Origin of the sequence: Ktedonobacter racemifer DSM 44963, assembly GCF_000178855.1 — a bacterium.
Taxonomy (GTDB): Bacteria; Chloroflexota; Ktedonobacteria; order Ktedonobacterales; family Ktedonobacteraceae; genus Ktedonobacter; species Ktedonobacter racemifer.
Window position 1 is genome coordinate 276,045 of record NZ_ADVG01000002.1, and the last position, 14,892, is coordinate 290,936.

14 protein-coding genes are annotated in these 14,892 nt (G+C 51.9%); 7 read left to right on the forward strand and 7 right to left on the reverse strand.

Annotated features, from left to right (window positions below; all coding sequences use genetic code 11):
- Nucleotides 1–751 precede the first annotated feature (751 nt).
- Both KRAC_RS17610 and KRAC_RS17615 read left to right on the forward strand, forming a co-directional pair.
- Nucleotides 752–1,102: a DUF7694 domain-containing protein gene (locus tag KRAC_RS17610; RefSeq protein ID WP_007909327.1), complete on the forward strand. Its 351-nt coding sequence runs from the start codon at nt 752–754 to the stop codon at nt 1,100–1,102.
- Nucleotides 1,103–1,667: 565 nt separating this feature from the next.
- Nucleotides 1,668–2,045 carry a hypothetical protein gene (locus KRAC_RS17615; protein ID WP_007909328.1) on the forward strand — a complete coding sequence of 126 codons (378 nt, stop codon included), beginning with the start codon at nt 1,668–1,670 and terminating at the stop codon, nt 2,043–2,045.
- A gap of 24 nt (nt 2,046–2,069) precedes the next feature.
- Here the strand turns inward: KRAC_RS17615 and KRAC_RS17620 are convergent, their stop codons facing one another.
- Genes KRAC_RS17620 through KRAC_RS17630 form a run of 3 tightly spaced genes read right to left on the reverse strand, consistent with a single transcriptional unit; the run spans nt 2,070 to nt 4,667 of the window.
- Nucleotides 2,070–4,187, reverse strand: a complete 2,118-nt coding sequence (locus tag KRAC_RS17620; RefSeq protein ID WP_007909329.1) for a recombinase family protein — start codon at nt 4,185–4,187, stop codon at nt 2,070–2,072.
- A complete protein-coding gene (locus tag KRAC_RS17625) occupies nt 4,150–4,353 on the reverse strand; it encodes a hypothetical protein (protein WP_169460907.1) in 204 nt (67 codons plus the stop codon). Before KRAC_RS17625 ends, KRAC_RS17620 begins: the two co-directional genes overlap by 38 nt.
- Nucleotides 4,354–4,403: 50 nt before the next feature.
- Nucleotides 4,404–4,667, reverse strand: coding sequence for a DUF5372 family protein (locus tag KRAC_RS17630; RefSeq protein ID WP_040443796.1), 264 nt, complete (start codon nt 4,665–4,667; stop codon nt 4,404–4,406).
- Between the two features lie 35 nt (nt 4,668–4,702).
- On the opposite strand from KRAC_RS17630, the gene KRAC_RS17635 reads away from it, so the two are divergent.
- The 5 genes from KRAC_RS17635 to ltrA (KRAC_RS17650) all read left to right on the forward strand — a co-directional run bounded on the left by KRAC_RS17635 (nt 4,703) and on the right by ltrA (KRAC_RS17650) (nt 11,063).
- Entirely contained in the window at nt 4,703–5,431 is a 729-nt protein-coding gene (locus KRAC_RS17635; RefSeq protein ID WP_157506766.1) for a reverse transcriptase/maturase family protein, read from the forward strand.
- Nucleotides 5,432–5,512: 81 nt separating this feature from the next.
- Nucleotides 5,513–5,644 (forward strand): hypothetical protein, encoded by a 132-nt coding sequence (locus tag KRAC_RS78310; RefSeq protein WP_007909331.1) that lies wholly within the window; start codon nt 5,513–5,515, stop codon nt 5,642–5,644.
- A gap of 287 nt (nt 5,645–5,931) precedes the next feature.
- Nucleotides 5,932–7,710 (forward strand): group II intron reverse transcriptase/maturase, encoded by a 1,779-nt coding sequence (gene ltrA, locus KRAC_RS17640; RefSeq protein WP_007909340.1) that lies wholly within the window; start codon nt 5,932–5,934, stop codon nt 7,708–7,710.
- A gap of 118 nt (nt 7,711–7,828) precedes the next feature.
- Nucleotides 7,829–8,683, forward strand: coding sequence for an HNH endonuclease (locus KRAC_RS17645; RefSeq protein ID WP_052568356.1), 855 nt, complete (start codon nt 7,829–7,831; stop codon nt 8,681–8,683).
- Between the two features lie 655 nt (nt 8,684–9,338).
- Complete coding sequence (ltrA, locus tag KRAC_RS17650) at nt 9,339–11,063, forward strand: group II intron reverse transcriptase/maturase (RefSeq protein WP_007909343.1); 1,725 nt, start codon at nt 9,339–9,341, stop codon at nt 11,061–11,063.
- 596 nt (nt 11,064–11,659) lie between these two features.
- Here ltrA (KRAC_RS17650) and KRAC_RS17660 read toward each other — a convergent pair.
- The 4 genes from KRAC_RS17660 to KRAC_RS17675 all read right to left on the reverse strand — a co-directional run bounded on the left by KRAC_RS17660 (nt 11,660) and on the right by KRAC_RS17675 (nt 14,687).
- The gene (locus KRAC_RS17660) at nt 11,660–12,625 is read right to left on the reverse strand and encodes a hypothetical protein (protein ID WP_007909344.1); all 966 of its coding nucleotides are present in this window, start codon (nt 12,623–12,625) and stop codon (nt 11,660–11,662) included.
- A 418-nt stretch (nt 12,626–13,043) separates the two neighbouring features.
- The gene (locus KRAC_RS17665; protein WP_052568358.1) at nt 13,044–13,337 is read right to left on the reverse strand and encodes an isochorismatase family protein; all 294 of its coding nucleotides are present in this window, start codon (nt 13,335–13,337) and stop codon (nt 13,044–13,046) included.
- 142 nt (nt 13,338–13,479) lie between these two features.
- A complete protein-coding gene (locus tag KRAC_RS17670) occupies nt 13,480–14,268 on the reverse strand; it encodes an alpha/beta fold hydrolase (RefSeq protein ID WP_007909345.1) in 789 nt (262 codons plus the stop codon).
- Nucleotides 14,269–14,318: 50 nt separating this feature from the next.
- A complete protein-coding gene (locus KRAC_RS17675; RefSeq protein ID WP_007909346.1) occupies nt 14,319–14,687 on the reverse strand; it encodes an iron chaperone in 369 nt (122 codons plus the stop codon).
- Nucleotides 14,688–14,892 lie beyond the last annotated feature (205 nt).

The following is a 14,892-nucleotide window of genomic DNA, read 5'->3' on the forward strand; positions in this document are numbered from 1 at the left end:
CATGCGCGAGAGAAGAAAGAGGGACACACCTGCATGCAGGGACAATGCATTCTCCCTGCATGTGTCTTTTGTATGAAGCCCCCTGTCAGCGCTGATGTCATTCGATCAGAACTGGCAGAGGGCGTTGTGTGTGTCTGTTGTTGAACAGAAGGAGCAATACATCAATATCAGAACGAAAGGCAAAACGACAGCGTCGTGCCGAGAGAAAAGCAGCAGCACGCCAGCCGCAAAGCTCATCTCACGCTCACATAGACACATCTCCTCTCCAGCCATCGTCGGTTGCCTCAAGCCATCTCGCCATCGCCTTGAGTGCTGCTGTCCCACTTCGCGTGCTCGGGCTCTATGAACGGCAGGGGCCAGATGAGAAGGATCTGGAAGTCGCCCGCAAAGTAGGAACCCTCCTTGCCTCAAAAGGAGATGTCTTCCTCTTTGGAAGCCAGATGAAAGGATAAACAGCTGATGTCTTCAATCAGACAGCGCAGGCTCTTGCGGTGTCTCATTTGCGCCAGGTGGGGTCACCTGTTTTGGGCATCACTTTGATGCTCAAGAGATCCTCTCAGGATTCTTTGGGGCAGAAACGGCGGAGCACTATTGTCAGCAGGTGACAGGAACGCCTCTTGCTACACAACAAGAGCACAAGACTGCTCACAACGAAGATGAGTATTAGGCCGACACCACAAGAATTGGTTTGAAAAGCGACAGATGGCGCCCCAGTAAGGCGTCACCTGTTTTTATAAAGAAAGAAAAAGCGATGAAACGCAAGAAACCGCACCACACACACGATCTTCTGAGTATCCCCTGGACCCCGTTTATCCAGTGTGAGCAAGATCCACGAGACCCTGAAAGTGAGATCTATCTCAACAGCCGCTATCAGGTCCACCTCAGACGCCTCAAGGCAAACGACGGCGGCCCCGATCTGATCCACCTCTCGTTTCGGCGCTTAGACAGGGAAATCTTTGTGCCGTATAGGGACAAAATGCGTATAAAAGACGAGTTAGTGGGGCCTGAATGCGAAGGCGTTGAACTTTTTCCCGCTCGCTCAAGGGAAGTAGACACAGCCAATCACTACGTGCGCCGCATCGTCGGCAGTGTTCGAGCATAGCTTGGCGAAAACAAGCTATCAGGAGAAGTGGAATCTCCTGTGTGCGCCTCACCTACCCCGAAGTTCGAAAGGATAGGGCAACCATAGCATGTGAGGAAAAGGCCGCGTAAGAAGGAGCTATCACCGACCAAGTGGTCAGCACAAGGCATATATGGCGAAAACTAAACTGTCTGAATCCCAGTCCACCGATATTAATTTTGGCTGTGGCAGCGGAAGATAGCTACAAACGCTGTCTCAGAGTCTGAAGCGGTATTGGTAGTGTGCCACTTCATCCACTGGCTCTGACGGACCCTCCATACAGAGGGAAGGGACGAACGGGACGCCTACGTATGCCAGAACTCGACCTGCTGAAAACGCGGGATTACCTACACAGGTAGCACCCTACCTGCATGGTAACGGACCCTCCATATTACTCAAAGTGAGTTCGTAACGGAACTTGCAGGCTCTCTCAGCAGAGCACCGAGAGCAGTATAAGTGAGCAGTAATGTTCGCGAAAGCCCGCTCTTTGGGAGGAAGGGAGGGAGTGAAGAATCGTCACAAGTCAACCGAAAAGGAGGTTGTGCTGATGCTAACCGCTACAGTGATTAGGAGACTTGAGACCATCGGAGACATTTCTAGACAAGGGAAACAACTCAACGGTCTGTTCCGGCTCATGGAAAACCCTCTTCTCTGGGTAGAAGCGTACTCCCGCATCTATGCCAATACAGGCGCAGTGACAAAGGGAATCAACGACAATACCCTGGATGGGTTCTCCTATGAACGCGTAGAAGCCTTGATCAACCAACTACGCAATGGAACCTACCATCCAAAACCTGTCAGGCGTATCTACATTCCCAAAAAGAACGGCAAAAAGAGGCCTCTTGGTGTCCCGATAGGTCTTTCATACTGCCTCTCTTTCCCGGCGCGTTTCGGAATACCGATGGTCGCCAACGGGGTGGACTAGAAGCCCCAGCCCACCCTCTTCGTACTACTCTACCACGTTCTGCTGTGACTTTCCAGCCTGACTGGATTTCCAATGTTGTTGCGTCGGCTTACGAAGCTCCGCGATGCGTTCTGGGGTGAGCGTAATCCAGCGTGGTCCATGAGGAGCCGTTTGCACATACTCCAAGCGCCCCGTTTCACACCACTTCGCAATGGTTGAGATATTGACATGAAGCAAGGTGGCCACTGTTCGTGCTGAATAGCGCCCATCACCACGCTGCCCGGTGGGGCACGCTGCCGGGCCCTGAGGGCAGCCTGCCTCAATCTGGTAATCATACCGCAGGGATTGCACTTTCTTCGCCGTAAACATTCCTCCTCCGCCAGCGCTGTATCCAGCTTCATTCAGCAAACTAGCCATGGATGCGTCCGAATAGGTGGGAGCCCATTTCTGGATAGATGCAATGACCTCCGGTTGGGTTTGGCGAAGCTCCCACGATTTTTTGAGGCGCGGGATGGACAGACTGGTGCGGGCCTCTGTCTGCCAGCGAATGTCGATCACCACCAGGTCGCCACGCTTGGCCAGGGTCACGTCTTTGATCAGCCAGCGCACGAGTTGTTTCCGTTGGGCGTTCGTCGTCGTGGGAGCGCCCCAGAGCGTCGGCAGGTCCTGGGCCAGCGCGCGGATCTGTTCCCGTTGCTCCGCCGACAGCCTCAGTGCATCAGGCACCGGTTGGGTTTGATATTCCCGTTCCAGCCGATCCACTTCCACGAGTTTCTCGTTCCAGTCCCGTTCCAGGCTACGCGCCACGAGTCGATTCTCTGGGTCCACTGCATGGTAGCGTCGGCGCGCCAGGTCAGCATCGTACTGCGCCCGCTCAATTTGCCGCTTTGCCTGCTGATCGAGTTGTTTGGCACGCCCCTCCAGATGGGCGAGAGCCGAGAGCGCGACTTCCAACTGCGCTGGCTCCATGGCTTCCAACAGCGCCTTACCAACGACCTGGTCAATGCGATCCCCTCGCATGGTCTGGCAGACCTTGACCGCCAACTGGATATGTGCCTGGCTGCATTCGTAGATCAACACCGATCCCTCGCGCTGATAGCGTACGCTCATCCGACGGCCACACGAGCCACAGAGCACGATCCCTTGCAAGAGCGAAGGACCGTCACGTACCGCTCCTCGGTGGGCAGCAGCTGGGGTATTCTGGTTATCAGCCAATTGCTGCTGATTGCACCGGAACTGGTCCCAGGTGATGTAGCCTGGATGCCTGTCCAGCAGCACGATGGGCCACTCCTCCTGCTTGACTCTGCGTGTACGTCCCTTGATCCGTGGTTCTTCGCCGGGCAGGGCGTGCCGACGGGTGTGCGTTCGCCCGTAGACGTAAGCTCCGGCATACAGCGGGCTATGCAATACATCTAACACTCGGCCATGACAGAGTGGTACCCACTCCAACTCACCAGAACGGGCACCGCCCCAGTGCCGGGTAGGGAAGCGCAACTGATGCTTGGCGAAGTGGCTTACCACGGCCAGCGCCGATTGATGCTGCTCAAAGAGGGTGAACACCAAACGGATGGCTCCCTGAACCGCCTCATCGGGATCAAGGACCACATGTCCCACCGGGTCATAGATGAGTCCGCTCGGCAGGCGGAAGCGCAGCTTCCCTTGTTCGGCTTTGGTCAGCTTGCCACCCTGCAAGCGCTGATGCAGCCAATGCAGTTCCGCTTCGCTCATGGTCCCCTTGAAGCCCAACAGAAGACGGTCATTGTACAAGCCAGGGTCGTAGACGCCCTCCTCGTCAATGACCAGGGTATCAGTGAGAGCACAGATCTCCAGCAGGCGATACCAATCACTGCATGAGCGGGCCAAGCGCGAGACTTCCAAACTCAGGACCGCTCCTACATGGCCCAGCCCGACTTCAGCCACCAGCAATTGAAAACCGTCGCGTCCGATGGTCGAGGAACCGGATTGCCCTTGATCCTGGTCAATCACTTCGATGCCTGCCTGTTCCCAGCCCAACTCGTGCGCGCGCTTGACCAGGTCATATTGGCGCGTGGTACTGCCGATATTCTCGCGAACTTGCAGCAGCGTCGATTGGCGCACATAGATCACCGCTTGCCTGCTGAGATGATCAGGACGGATTTTGAGGGTGTGCTGCTGGATCGGCATCGCACGCCTCCTCTCTTTCACACTGGCTAGCAGGACGCGTTACGACTGCATTCAAAGCTAACTGTGCTAAGAGGCTAATGACGCGGATTTGCAGGTCAGAAGAGAGGTGAGCCCAGATGTGGACCAACGCGCTCTGCTCCTGATCAGAAGAGGGAAGTGGGACCATGCAGCGACCTCCTTGCTGTGCCCAAACCACAAGACAGGCAGATAGCTCTATCATATCTCATGGGCTCCTTTCTGCTGCCTGACCCATTGCGCGATCTGCCACAAGCCCTCAATCGAGAGCAACGGGGGTTCAACTGCACTGAGATCAGGATCAGCTGGCCCTGCGTAGTCGGTCAAACTGGCTGCGATGGCTCCGTGATAGCCGTCGGGCATGCGAATGATGAGGTCAGGATCTGGCCCGCGTCGCACGCGGACGAGCTGGACGCGCTGCCCGTGCAGAGGGTGGTGGGGATGGGTTACCGTTACCCATTCCACAGATCCTTTGGTAAAGGGGGTAGTGTGCTGTGAATATGCCAACTGGCGATGACAAGCTAGTCCAGGAAGTGATACGGATTTTGCTCGAACGAATCTATGAGCCAATCTTCTCGAATGACTCACATGGATTTCGCCCAGGGCGGTCTCCACTCACTGCCTTGAAACAGATTGAGCATGACTGGACGGGCATCAAATGGATCGTGGATATGGATATACAGGGTTTCTTTGACAATATGAATCATGAGATTCTCATGAGGCTATTAACAAAGAAAATCGGAGACCTTCGGTTTCTTGACCTCATCAGACAACTGCTGAAAGCGGGATATCTGGAGGACTGGAAATTCCATAAGACGTACAGCGGTGCCCCGCAGGGAGGCATTTGTTCACCCGTCCTTTCCAACATCTACCTTCATGAGCTTGATTGCTTCATGCAACATATGAGTAACCAATTCATGAAGGGAAAGAAGAGAGCACCAAACAAGCAGTACGTCGCGCTTTCAAGAAAAATAAAGGTCATCAGGAAGGCAGTAGACCAGAAGAAACTGGACCTGACAACCGCGAAAAGAGAGATTGCGGCACTTGAAAAAGAACGTAAACCCCTTCCAGCGGGTGACCCACTCGATCCACATTACCGACGACTCTACTATTGTAGATATGCCGATGACTTCGTGGTGCGACACGATGTCGCTTGTGTTGAGAGGAGCAAAGGCGCTCCCAGCCTAGTATCCGGGGCTGTCTCCAATCTCTCTCTGCGACACTGGTAACGGTGAAGTGGAAAGCGAGAGGTAACGTCTAAGGGAGCTTCGAGCCGAACGAGGCAACCGGGCAAGGAGAAAATCGGAAGGATGAACGCAAGTGAACCCTTGACGAGGCTGCGTGACGTCGTGGTCATCGTAACGGCTGATACGATGATGAATGGGACAACGGTCCCTGTGGGCTGCGAAATCACAGGAAAGGATACCCAGTCCCCGCAGTAAAGAGGGCACCCTCACCGATTGCGCCTCACACATGCGGAACGTGATAACCCCAATGAGGTCTAGATCATGGTCGATAGCTCTAGTAAGCCAACCGTAAGGAAGGCCGAATTCCCCAGTGGGAAAGGGAAGGATCAAGAAGCGAACACTGCCAGCCGAAAGGCAACAGAAATCCATAACTGGGCAGATAGGGCTGGAAACAGAAATACCCACGCTGAAAGGTGGCTGACGTGATCCTGGTACATCACCCAAAGATCGATGTGAAAGATACTTATCAAGGGAAAAGTTAGATGCAAGCACAAGAGTGCCTAGCAAACGGAACCGAGAAGCAGACCGATTGGAACACCATTGATTGGCAGAAGGCTAACCGGACTGTTCGTAACTTGAGACACCGCATCTTTCGGGCCACACAAGAGGGCAACCTGAAAAAGGTGCGCTCGCTCCAAAAACTCATGCTGAAAAGCTACTCGAATCGGTTGATGAGCGTGCGACGAGTAGCGCAGATCAACGCTGGGAAACACACGCCGGGAGTGGACAAACTGGTGATCAAAACACCAGCCGCCAGAGCAAGGATGGTCGATGCGCTCGCTCATTACACCCTCTGGCAAGCCAAGCCAGCAAGAAGAGTTTACATCCCAAAAGCGAACAATAAGCTCAGGCCATTAGGCATCCCCGTCGTCGTGGATCGCTGCCTGCAAGCAATGGTCAAGAATGCCCTTGAGCCAGCCTGGGAAGCCAGATTTGAAGGAAGTAGCTATGGGTTCCGTCCAGGACGAAGTTCCCACGATGCCATCGAGAAGATCTACGGCTTGGCCCGTCCCAACAAGACCAAGAAGTGGGTTCTCGATGCCGACATACGAGGGGCCTTTGACAACATTTCGCACGAATACCTGCTCAAAACCCTTGGGCCTGTTCCTGGAAAGGAACTCATTAAACAATGGCTCAAAGCAGGCTATGTGGAACATGGAACGTTTCATGCAACGGAGCAAGGAACCCCGCAGGGCGGCGTCGTGTCGCCAGTGCTGGCCAACATTGCGTTGCATGGGATGGAAGAAGCCATCGGCGTCAAGTATGACTACCGGGGCCAACTCATTGGTAAACGTGCAGTCGTGAGGTATGCGGATGATTTCGTCTGCTTCTGTGAAACCAAGGAAGATGCCGAACAGGTCCAGAAGATCCTGGTGGAATGGCTGAAGGAGCGAGGTCTAACACTCTCAGAGGAAAAGACGCGCATTGTTCACCTCACTGAAGGGTTTTCTTTTCTGGGCTTTAACATTCGACACTACCCTGCGCCACTAACCTCACGGACGGGATGGAAACTCTTGATCAAACCCAGCAAAGAATCAATACACGATGTGCAAAAGAAGCTCAAGGACCTCTGGAAAAAGGTACAAGGAACCAATATTCAAGTGGTCTTGGGAAAGCTAAATCCTGTCATTCGAGGATGGGCTAACTACTTTCGCACAGCAGTTGCTAAAGAAATCTTCAGCAGCCTGGATCGATGGATGTTCTACAAGGCAGACCGTCATACCAGACGCATGCACCCCAAGAAATCAAAAGACTGGCGACACCAGAAATACTGGGGCCGATTTCATCTGGATCGACTGGACCCCTGGGTATTTGGCGACAAACAAACAGGAGCCTACTTACTCAAGTTTAGCTGGTTCCCGATAGAACGGCATGTGCTGGTCAAAGGCACTTCATCACCAGATGATCCGCGTCTAGCGGACTACTGGATGAAGAGGCAGGCGGCAAAAGCAAAAGACCTCACATTCTCCAAACAGAAGCTTGCCAAACGGCAAAAGGGCCGATGTTTAGAATGTGGGGAATCCCTCTTCAACGACGAAGAACTACACGTTCACCATCGCCTCGCAAAATCTCAGGGTGGCAAGGATACCTACAGCAACTTGGTACTGGTTCACCTGCTCTGCCATCAGCACATTCATGCTGTGACCGAACGAACGATGCGCGACTGCCAGAAGTACAACGACCAGGAACTTCTGAAAGACGAAAGCGCAACCACTCAACGGTCAAAGCAAAAAGAGAAGAAGGAGTCGTGCTGCTCGTGATGTACTCAAGCTGGGTGCGCTGAGAGGCGCACGCCCAGTTTCAAGGGGAGGGAGTCGTAGCAATACGACTTCCTTACCCGACATCGGAGTGACCGGGTCGAAGGCGGATGCGGAACGGATGAAACAGCAGGTACAAGACTATGTGGCTACTGAGTTGAAGCTGAACATTGCGGAAGAAAAATCCTCAATAGTTCATGCGCAAAAAGGAGTGGACTTCCTGGGATATACCTTGAAAATCTACACAGGACGCAGGATCATCAAGCTCAAACGTGGCACGCGCCACACGACGATGAAAAGCGTCACTGAACAGATGCAATTGCATATCCCCAAAGGACGACTGGAAAAATTCTGTACGGAGAAAGGGTACGGGAACTACCAGAAGTTCAAAGCCCTCCATCGCCCACAACAGACCAACCTAAGCGAGGTGGAAATCATCTCGATCTACAATGCCGAACTTCAGGGACTGGCGAACTACTATGCACTGGCAAAAGATGTGAAAACGCGGATAAACAAACCGTACCGACTATGGCAGGTAAGTTTATTCAAGACATTGGCTGCCAAGCGAAAACAAACGGTAAATCAGATCGCCAGAAGCATGAGACTGAGGGATGGAAGCCACGGCGTCCATTATCACGTCAAAGGCGAGACACGTACCCGAAAGCTCTTTAGAACAAAGACATGGAAAATGCCACGCATCACGGAGCCAATCCTCGACCTGTTGCCACGTGTGAGCTTTGCGATGAACACAACGGAACTGGTCAGGAGGCTGAACTCGCAACAATGCGAATATTGTGAGACGATGCAAGGCCCGTTTGAGATCCACCATGTCAGAGGGCTCAAGAGTATTCAAAAGGGAAAAGAGCCATGGCAGCAAATGATGATTGCCAGGAATCGAAAGACCTTGGTACTCTGTAGGCGCTGCCACAGACTCCTGACAGCAGGAAAACTACCCGCGCCAGAAAAACTCCGATGAAAGCAGATTCTTCATGGAGAGCCGGATAAGCTGAAAGGTTTACGTCCGGTTCGGAGGGTTGCGACACGAAGTTGCATACATAGCAGTTGAGCCTGGAAACAGGACTCAACCCGATGTTCTGCCATCGGTACTCTACTAGGACATGCAGCAGGGGCAACCATGTTGTGTGAAGCTCCTAGGACAATGTAGCCTCACTCGAGAGAGTGGCGCTCCATCCGTGAGGAAGAAGCGTGACTGCTAGCACGAAAGCGGTCTGGAGCTAGGGTGAATGATATGGTCAATGAGAAGTGAATCGCTGATAAACGTCGTAAACCGGCAACAAGCCAAACGTGCTGAGAGGCTTGACCCAAAAGGGACGTGGCTGGATCGGGATTTCCCTCATGTCCTGACGCAGACAGAATGCCACCGGCGAACAGGCGAGACCTACGTCATTCGGGTATGTATGCAGAACGTGGAAACTCCGTCGTTCCCCCGACATCGGGAAAGCCAACTGTAAAGAAAGCCGATAGAACGGCGGAAACAGGAAGATGGAAAAAGCAAAAGCTGCTCTGTAATGGAGCAGATAGGGGCAGATGCCCCACGCGAAAGCGGGCAGACTTCCATCTGGTCTTTCATGACGAGAAAGTTTGGCAAACCGAGAAAGGAAACAAGGCAGATGGCGGCAAACACACCTGCTCAGACAGGAATGGATGCTGGTGCGGTTTCCCACGAAGAAGTAGACTGGGATTCCATTGATTGGAATACAGCCCACCGAAACGTGTGTCGGCTCCAGATGCGTATCGTCAAGGCAACGAAGGCAAAGAAATGGGGCAAGGTGAAAGCTTTGCAACGGATCTTAACCCGCTCGTTTAGCGGCAAAGCACTTGCTGTACGACGAGTGACGGAAAACCAGGGGCGAAAGACGCCAGGCGTGGACGGAGAAATCTGGACCATGCCAAGTCAGAAAGCGCAAGCCATCCAAGAATTGCGACAAAGGGGGTATCATCCCAAGCCGCTTAGACGGGTGTACATCCCAAAAAGCTCAGGGAAGATGCGCCCACTCTCGATTCCTTGCATGAGGGACCGAGCCATGCAAGCTCTCTACCTGCTGGCTCTGGACCCCATTGCAGAAGTCACCAGTGACCCCAATTCCTACGGATTCCGTCAAGAACGCTCTCCGGCAGATGCCATTGAGCAATGTTTTTCAGCTCTGTCTCGACAGAACTCAGCCCAATGGATACTCGAAGGCGACATTAAATCGTGCTTCGATCAAATCTCGCATGAATGGCTTCTGGCGCATATCCCTATGGAAAAAGTAATTCTTCAAAGATGGCTCAAAGCAGGATTCATGGAAAAGGATGTTCTCCATGTAACGGAAGAAGGTACACCTCAAGGGGCAATTTGTTCACCCGTCCTCGCCAACATGACCTTAAATGGTCTTGAAAAGGAGCTTCGTAAGAAGTTTCCAAAGCATCCTCGCGGAGGAAGTAACGAGAAGATCAATTTTGTTCGCTTTGCCGATGATTTTATCGTGACAGGCAAGTCGAAAGAGGTCTTGGAAAACGAAGTAAAATCGCTCGTGGAGCAATTCATGAGGGAACGCGGGCTCACACTCTCCCAAGAGAAAACGCTCATCACGCACATTGAGAACGGCCTTGATTTTCTCGGACAGCATCTCCGAAAATACAACGGAAAATTGCTGATTACCCCCTCCAAAAAGAACATCCACACGTTTTTGAAGGGTATCCGAAAAGTTATCAAGGCGAACAAGCAAGCCACAGCAGGGAATCTCATTGCCCAACTCAATCCGAAAATTCGAGGGTGGGGCAATTATCACCGGCACGTGGTAAGCTCAAAAACCTACAACAAAGTGGATCATGCGATCTTTCAGGCGCTCTGGCAATGGGCGAAACGAAGGCACCCACACAAGCCTCACACCTGGATCAAGAAGAAATACTTCAAATCCTCTGGGGGGCAGAATTGGGTGTTCACAGGAGAAATCTTTGGACGTGAGGGGACATTGCAACCAATCCGTCTCGTAAAGGCGAGCAGTATTCCTATTGAAAGGCATATCAAAATTCGGAGCGAAGCCAATCCCTATGATCCTGAATGGGAAACGTACTTCGAAAAACGGCTTGACGTAAAGATGGTACACAACCTGAAAGGCAAACGGACATTGCTTCACCTCTGGAAACAACAAGGCGGCCTCTGTCCTCTTTGTAACCGCAAGATTACGAAGCTCACAGGATGGCACAGCCATCATATTGAGTGGAGAAGTCACGGTGGCAGAGATCAGACAGGAAATCGCGTCCTTCTCCACCCAGAATGTCATGAGCGGCTTCATCGTCAAGGGCTAACCGTCTCGAAACCGCGTCCCTCACGGGGCGTTAGAAAGGCTTGAGCGGCATGCAGGGAAACTTGCACGTGTCGTTCTTAGAGGGCTTGGAGGCGGTAACGCCTCCCGGCTACTCGGCGGGATGCCGAGCGATCCAAGTAATCGGACGTTCGCTTCCTACCCTACCACCTTTGGACCATTAATAATGATACGTTCCGTTTTCCCTTTGGCTTCACCCAGCGCCTAGTCACCGAAGCAGCCCTTGATGGCGCGCAACAGGAGCCATGGCCCGCCAACGAGCGTCCAGCAGATTGCCTTTCCGAAGAGGAAATGAGAACCCTTCTCCAACAGGAGAAACGCAAACGCTCCTAATAGATAGGCAATGAAAGACGTCTTCAGGTACTGCATCTTTTTACATGCAATACCTGAAGACGTCCACAATGAGTTAGCAAAACGCTCTTTTTTTGCGCAGGCAATTCTATAAATAATCACATTACCAAACTTTGGTAATCTTGGGTCTCCAAAGAGCGGAGGGCGTCTTTTCTTAGCTCTGAGCTGATTGATTTTAATGCCAATGTGAGCAGGTGGTCCGAGGCATAAGATGCCATAGCACTTTCTCAAAAAAGAGCCTACCCCAGCGAATGAGGTAGGTCCAAAAACCGCTAGCTTTTCGCTATATCTGGCAACATCCACTGATCGTCGTAGATTTGATTATTCCAGGCATCCTGCTCGGATAGGTTATCCCAATGGAATTTGGAGGCCGTATCTTTTGTGAGAGTTGCCCGTCCAATATCGTCAGTGCTGCTATTTCCATAAACATCGGTTAGCTTCGATTGAAGGTGAAATGTCACAAAGGTGAGCATTCCCTTGAGAGTGTTATCCATCCAGATGTCCTTTAGTACATTGAAACAGTCGAATTCAATTTCGGTCTTTGCAGAACCATTATCCCAAAACGCGTCCTGATAGAAATACACCTCTAGAGATTTCTGATCTGGGTCATAAGTCACTTTGGTTACCTGCGCCCCCCCAATTCCAGAACCTAATAACTGCGTAACATACGCCTCGACTCCACGTGTCGTCTTGAGATTAGGTGTGGGGGTAGGTGGTACTGGTGTGTCAGTTGGCACTGGTGTAAGATCCGCGTTGATGCTTGCCTGCATGGCAGGATTATTGGCTGCCACCACAAAATACAGAATAAGCGAACCTAATATTATAGCCGCAATAATAAGATTTTTCCTGCGTTTGCGCTTGAGGTATTGCTGAAGTTGTTCAGGGCTAAGGCTAGCTTGGTATGCTAGTTCCCTCTCTCTGGCAATTCTTTGGGCTTCTTGGTACCTTGCCTGCCTTTCAGCTTTTGCTCTAGCCTTATTTGCAGCGATAATCGCCGCTTCTTGCGCTTTTTCTTGAGTTCTGGTCGCTGTTGATGTTCTACCGTCGTCCGCCACATCTCTTTCGTAGATTGCAGTCAATTGGATAATGCGTCCAAAGGCTCGCTTTTTGGTCGGTGTAACACTCACCAACCTCCACCCTTCACGCTGCTGTTTTTTCAGATCCTTTTCAAATTGGCTTTGCGCAGTTGAGAAGGATTTCTCATTGTAAATAACAACATCTTGCTGTGTTTTAGCCATCGATTATCCCCATCCTGCCAGGTGTTAAATGTAGTTAGTCAAAGAGGCAAATTTTGAAGATAAAAAGATGTATGTCAAGGGACCCAAAAATGAGAAAACCCTATCAATATATACAATGAGGTGTTACGATTTAATTGTAGCTGAAAGAGGCACAACAGCTTTTACTTGAGTAACTGAAAGATCATAACATAAGAGAAATTATAACATAGTTATACATCAATCTACAACACACTCTTATAGCTAACCAGGGCAATCGCATCTTATTTTTGACTCATAAGACAAGTGGCAGGTAGTTGTATAGCCGCCTGCCACTTGCCTTATGAATATGTTGAGAACCTGCGTGTCTAGGCCAGAACCAATGAGGCTCTTCTTCACTCATGAACGTTGGTGAGAGTTCCTGGAAAAGAGCCAACGCCGTTTACTCGCTGCTCGGCTTGACCACAACCACGTATTCGTCGTTGCCAAAGTCATCCAGCGTTTCATTGTGATGGGCCACGATCTGCGCCGCCGCCAGGGTGCCGCTCTCGGTGGTGGTGTGGGCGTCGCTGGCCAGGGTGACATCATAGCCCAGGGTGGTAGCGCGCCGGCTGATCGTATCGATGCAATACTGTGTTTTACAGCCGGTGACGCCCAAGTGCATAATGCCCAATGCTTCCAGTTCTTGTTGGAGGGAGGTCTGATAAAACGAATCCGAGGCGCGTTTACTCAGCACTGTTTCGCCCTCCTAGGGCGCGATCTGCGGGTGGACCTGCCACCCGGCGGAATGAACTTCCAATGAACTGCCCTCATTACCTGCATGTTGGGCTCATGGCCTGATTTGAGAGAAAGCCCATCCGCCAAGATCAATAGCAGTGTTACGTGTCGAAGAATTTCACCAGCGCGGGAGCAAGGACTTTTGCCTCGACTTCGTGGGTCTGACCTTCCAAGGTACGATGCTCGCCGTTGGGGAGAGCCTTCGCTAGCGCCACTGCTGTGGTATTCATGAAGGGGAATGATGCAGAACCGTCCATGACGAGCGTCGGCACAGGAATCCTGGCGGCTTTCTCGGTGGGGACTGAGCCATCCTCGCCAAGAGCCCCGGCATCATAGGGCAAGGTGTGGGCTACGGCTTCCCACATTGGCCACATCGGCTGCTGGCGCGCTCCCTCAAGATGTTCAGGCGGCATTCCCACCAGCATCATAAAAAGCCCCAGCGCGTCGCCCTTGCGGCCCTCTGCAAGCACTTCCGCAAGCTGCTTTTTGTAATTCCTCAATGCTTGTCGTGCGGCTTCATCATCGTTATATGGTGGTTCGTAGAGGGCCAGTTTCTTCACCTTATCGCCGAGCTTGAGCGTTGCCTCCAGAGCCAGGGCAGCGCCGGAGGAGATGCCGTATAAGCATGCCTCACCCCCCGCTTCGTTGATGAGAGCTTCGATATCCTCAATTTCGCGCTCAAGGGTAAACGGCTGTGTATCTGTGCTCTCGCCTCGCCCCCTACGGTCATAGGTGATTACCGTGAAGTGTGGTGAAAGCCCGGCTGCTAGCGGCACCATAAATCCAAATGCTCGAGAGCCTAATGCTCCATCTATTAAAATCACTGCGGGTCCATTGCCAATTTGATCGTATGCGATGATCGTGCCATCGGCTGACTGGGCTTGCTTCATAGCATCTCCCTTGTTGCTCGTTCATCTGAATCTCGCACTCTGGAAAACGGTCATGATCCTTTTTCTGGGGTTTCCTTTATGAGGAGGGTCACAATTTGCACCACCAAATCGTATGGGATCGGTTTATCTAAGGGGAACTGTATGGAACCCTTTGCTCTTTTATAGTGCGCTATTGCTTGCTGGAAAGCTTCATCGCCTGCTGGGAGCGGATACAAGGAAATATGGTGTTTCCAACCAGCGAAGAACACGACGTGTTTGCCATTGAGGTCGAAGGTAGGTATCGCGTAGCTCATTGTCTCCGCGGCTTCAGGCGCCGCTTTGTGTATTGCCTGCCTCACCTTTTCAAGGATGACCTGGATATCCGCCGGAAAGATACTAATGTATTCGTCAATAGTCGCGAAGGGCTTTTTGTCTGTCATAGGTTTATCTCCTTCCTTGCCAGGATATTCGGCCTCGCAACTTGATTGCCTGCCAGGCGACAGTTATCATCCAAACGCTTCACTCGATCAGTATAGCATGTTGAAAAGGAAAAAAACTTCTCGCATCTTGCCATCTTGTCCTGATGCCTTCTCTGAAAGAACCCAAGGTTTTTGGTACGCATGGAAGAGATTTCTCTTTTTCATC

Bases quoted from the DNA above. Each gene is read 5' to 3' on its own strand.
- KRAC_RS17610 (WP_007909327.1), top strand. From the start codon at position 752: ATGAAACGCAAGAAACCGCACCACACACACGATCTTCTGAGTATCCCC.
- KRAC_RS17615 (WP_007909328.1), top strand. From the start codon at position 1,668: ATGCTAACCGCTACAGTGATTAGGAGACTTGAGACCATCGGAGACATT.
- KRAC_RS17620 (WP_007909329.1), bottom strand. From the start codon at position 4,187: ATGCCGATCCAGCAGCACACCCTCAAAATCCGTCCTGATCATCTCAGC.
- KRAC_RS17625 (WP_169460907.1), bottom strand. From the start codon at position 4,353: ATGGTCCCACTTCCCTCTTCTGATCAGGAGCAGAGCGCGTTGGTCCAC.
- KRAC_RS17635 (WP_157506766.1), top strand. From the start codon at position 4,703: ATGCCAACTGGCGATGACAAGCTAGTCCAGGAAGTGATACGGATTTTG.
- KRAC_RS78310 (WP_007909331.1), top strand. From the start codon at position 5,513: ATGAACGCAAGTGAACCCTTGACGAGGCTGCGTGACGTCGTGGTCATC.
- ltrA (WP_007909340.1), top strand. From the start codon at position 5,932: ATGCAAGCACAAGAGTGCCTAGCAAACGGAACCGAGAAGCAGACCGAT.
- KRAC_RS17645 (WP_052568356.1), top strand. From the start codon at position 7,829: ATGAAACAGCAGGTACAAGACTATGTGGCTACTGAGTTGAAGCTGAAC.
- ltrA (WP_007909343.1), top strand. From the start codon at position 9,339: ATGGCGGCAAACACACCTGCTCAGACAGGAATGGATGCTGGTGCGGTT.
- KRAC_RS17660 (WP_007909344.1), bottom strand. From the start codon at position 12,625: ATGGCTAAAACACAGCAAGATGTTGTTATTTACAATGAGAAATCCTTC.
- KRAC_RS17670 (WP_007909345.1), bottom strand. From the start codon at position 14,268: ATGAAGCAAGCCCAGTCAGCCGATGGCACGATCATCGCATACGATCAA.
- KRAC_RS17675 (WP_007909346.1), bottom strand. From the start codon at position 14,687: ATGACAGACAAAAAGCCCTTCGCGACTATTGACGAATACATTAGTATC.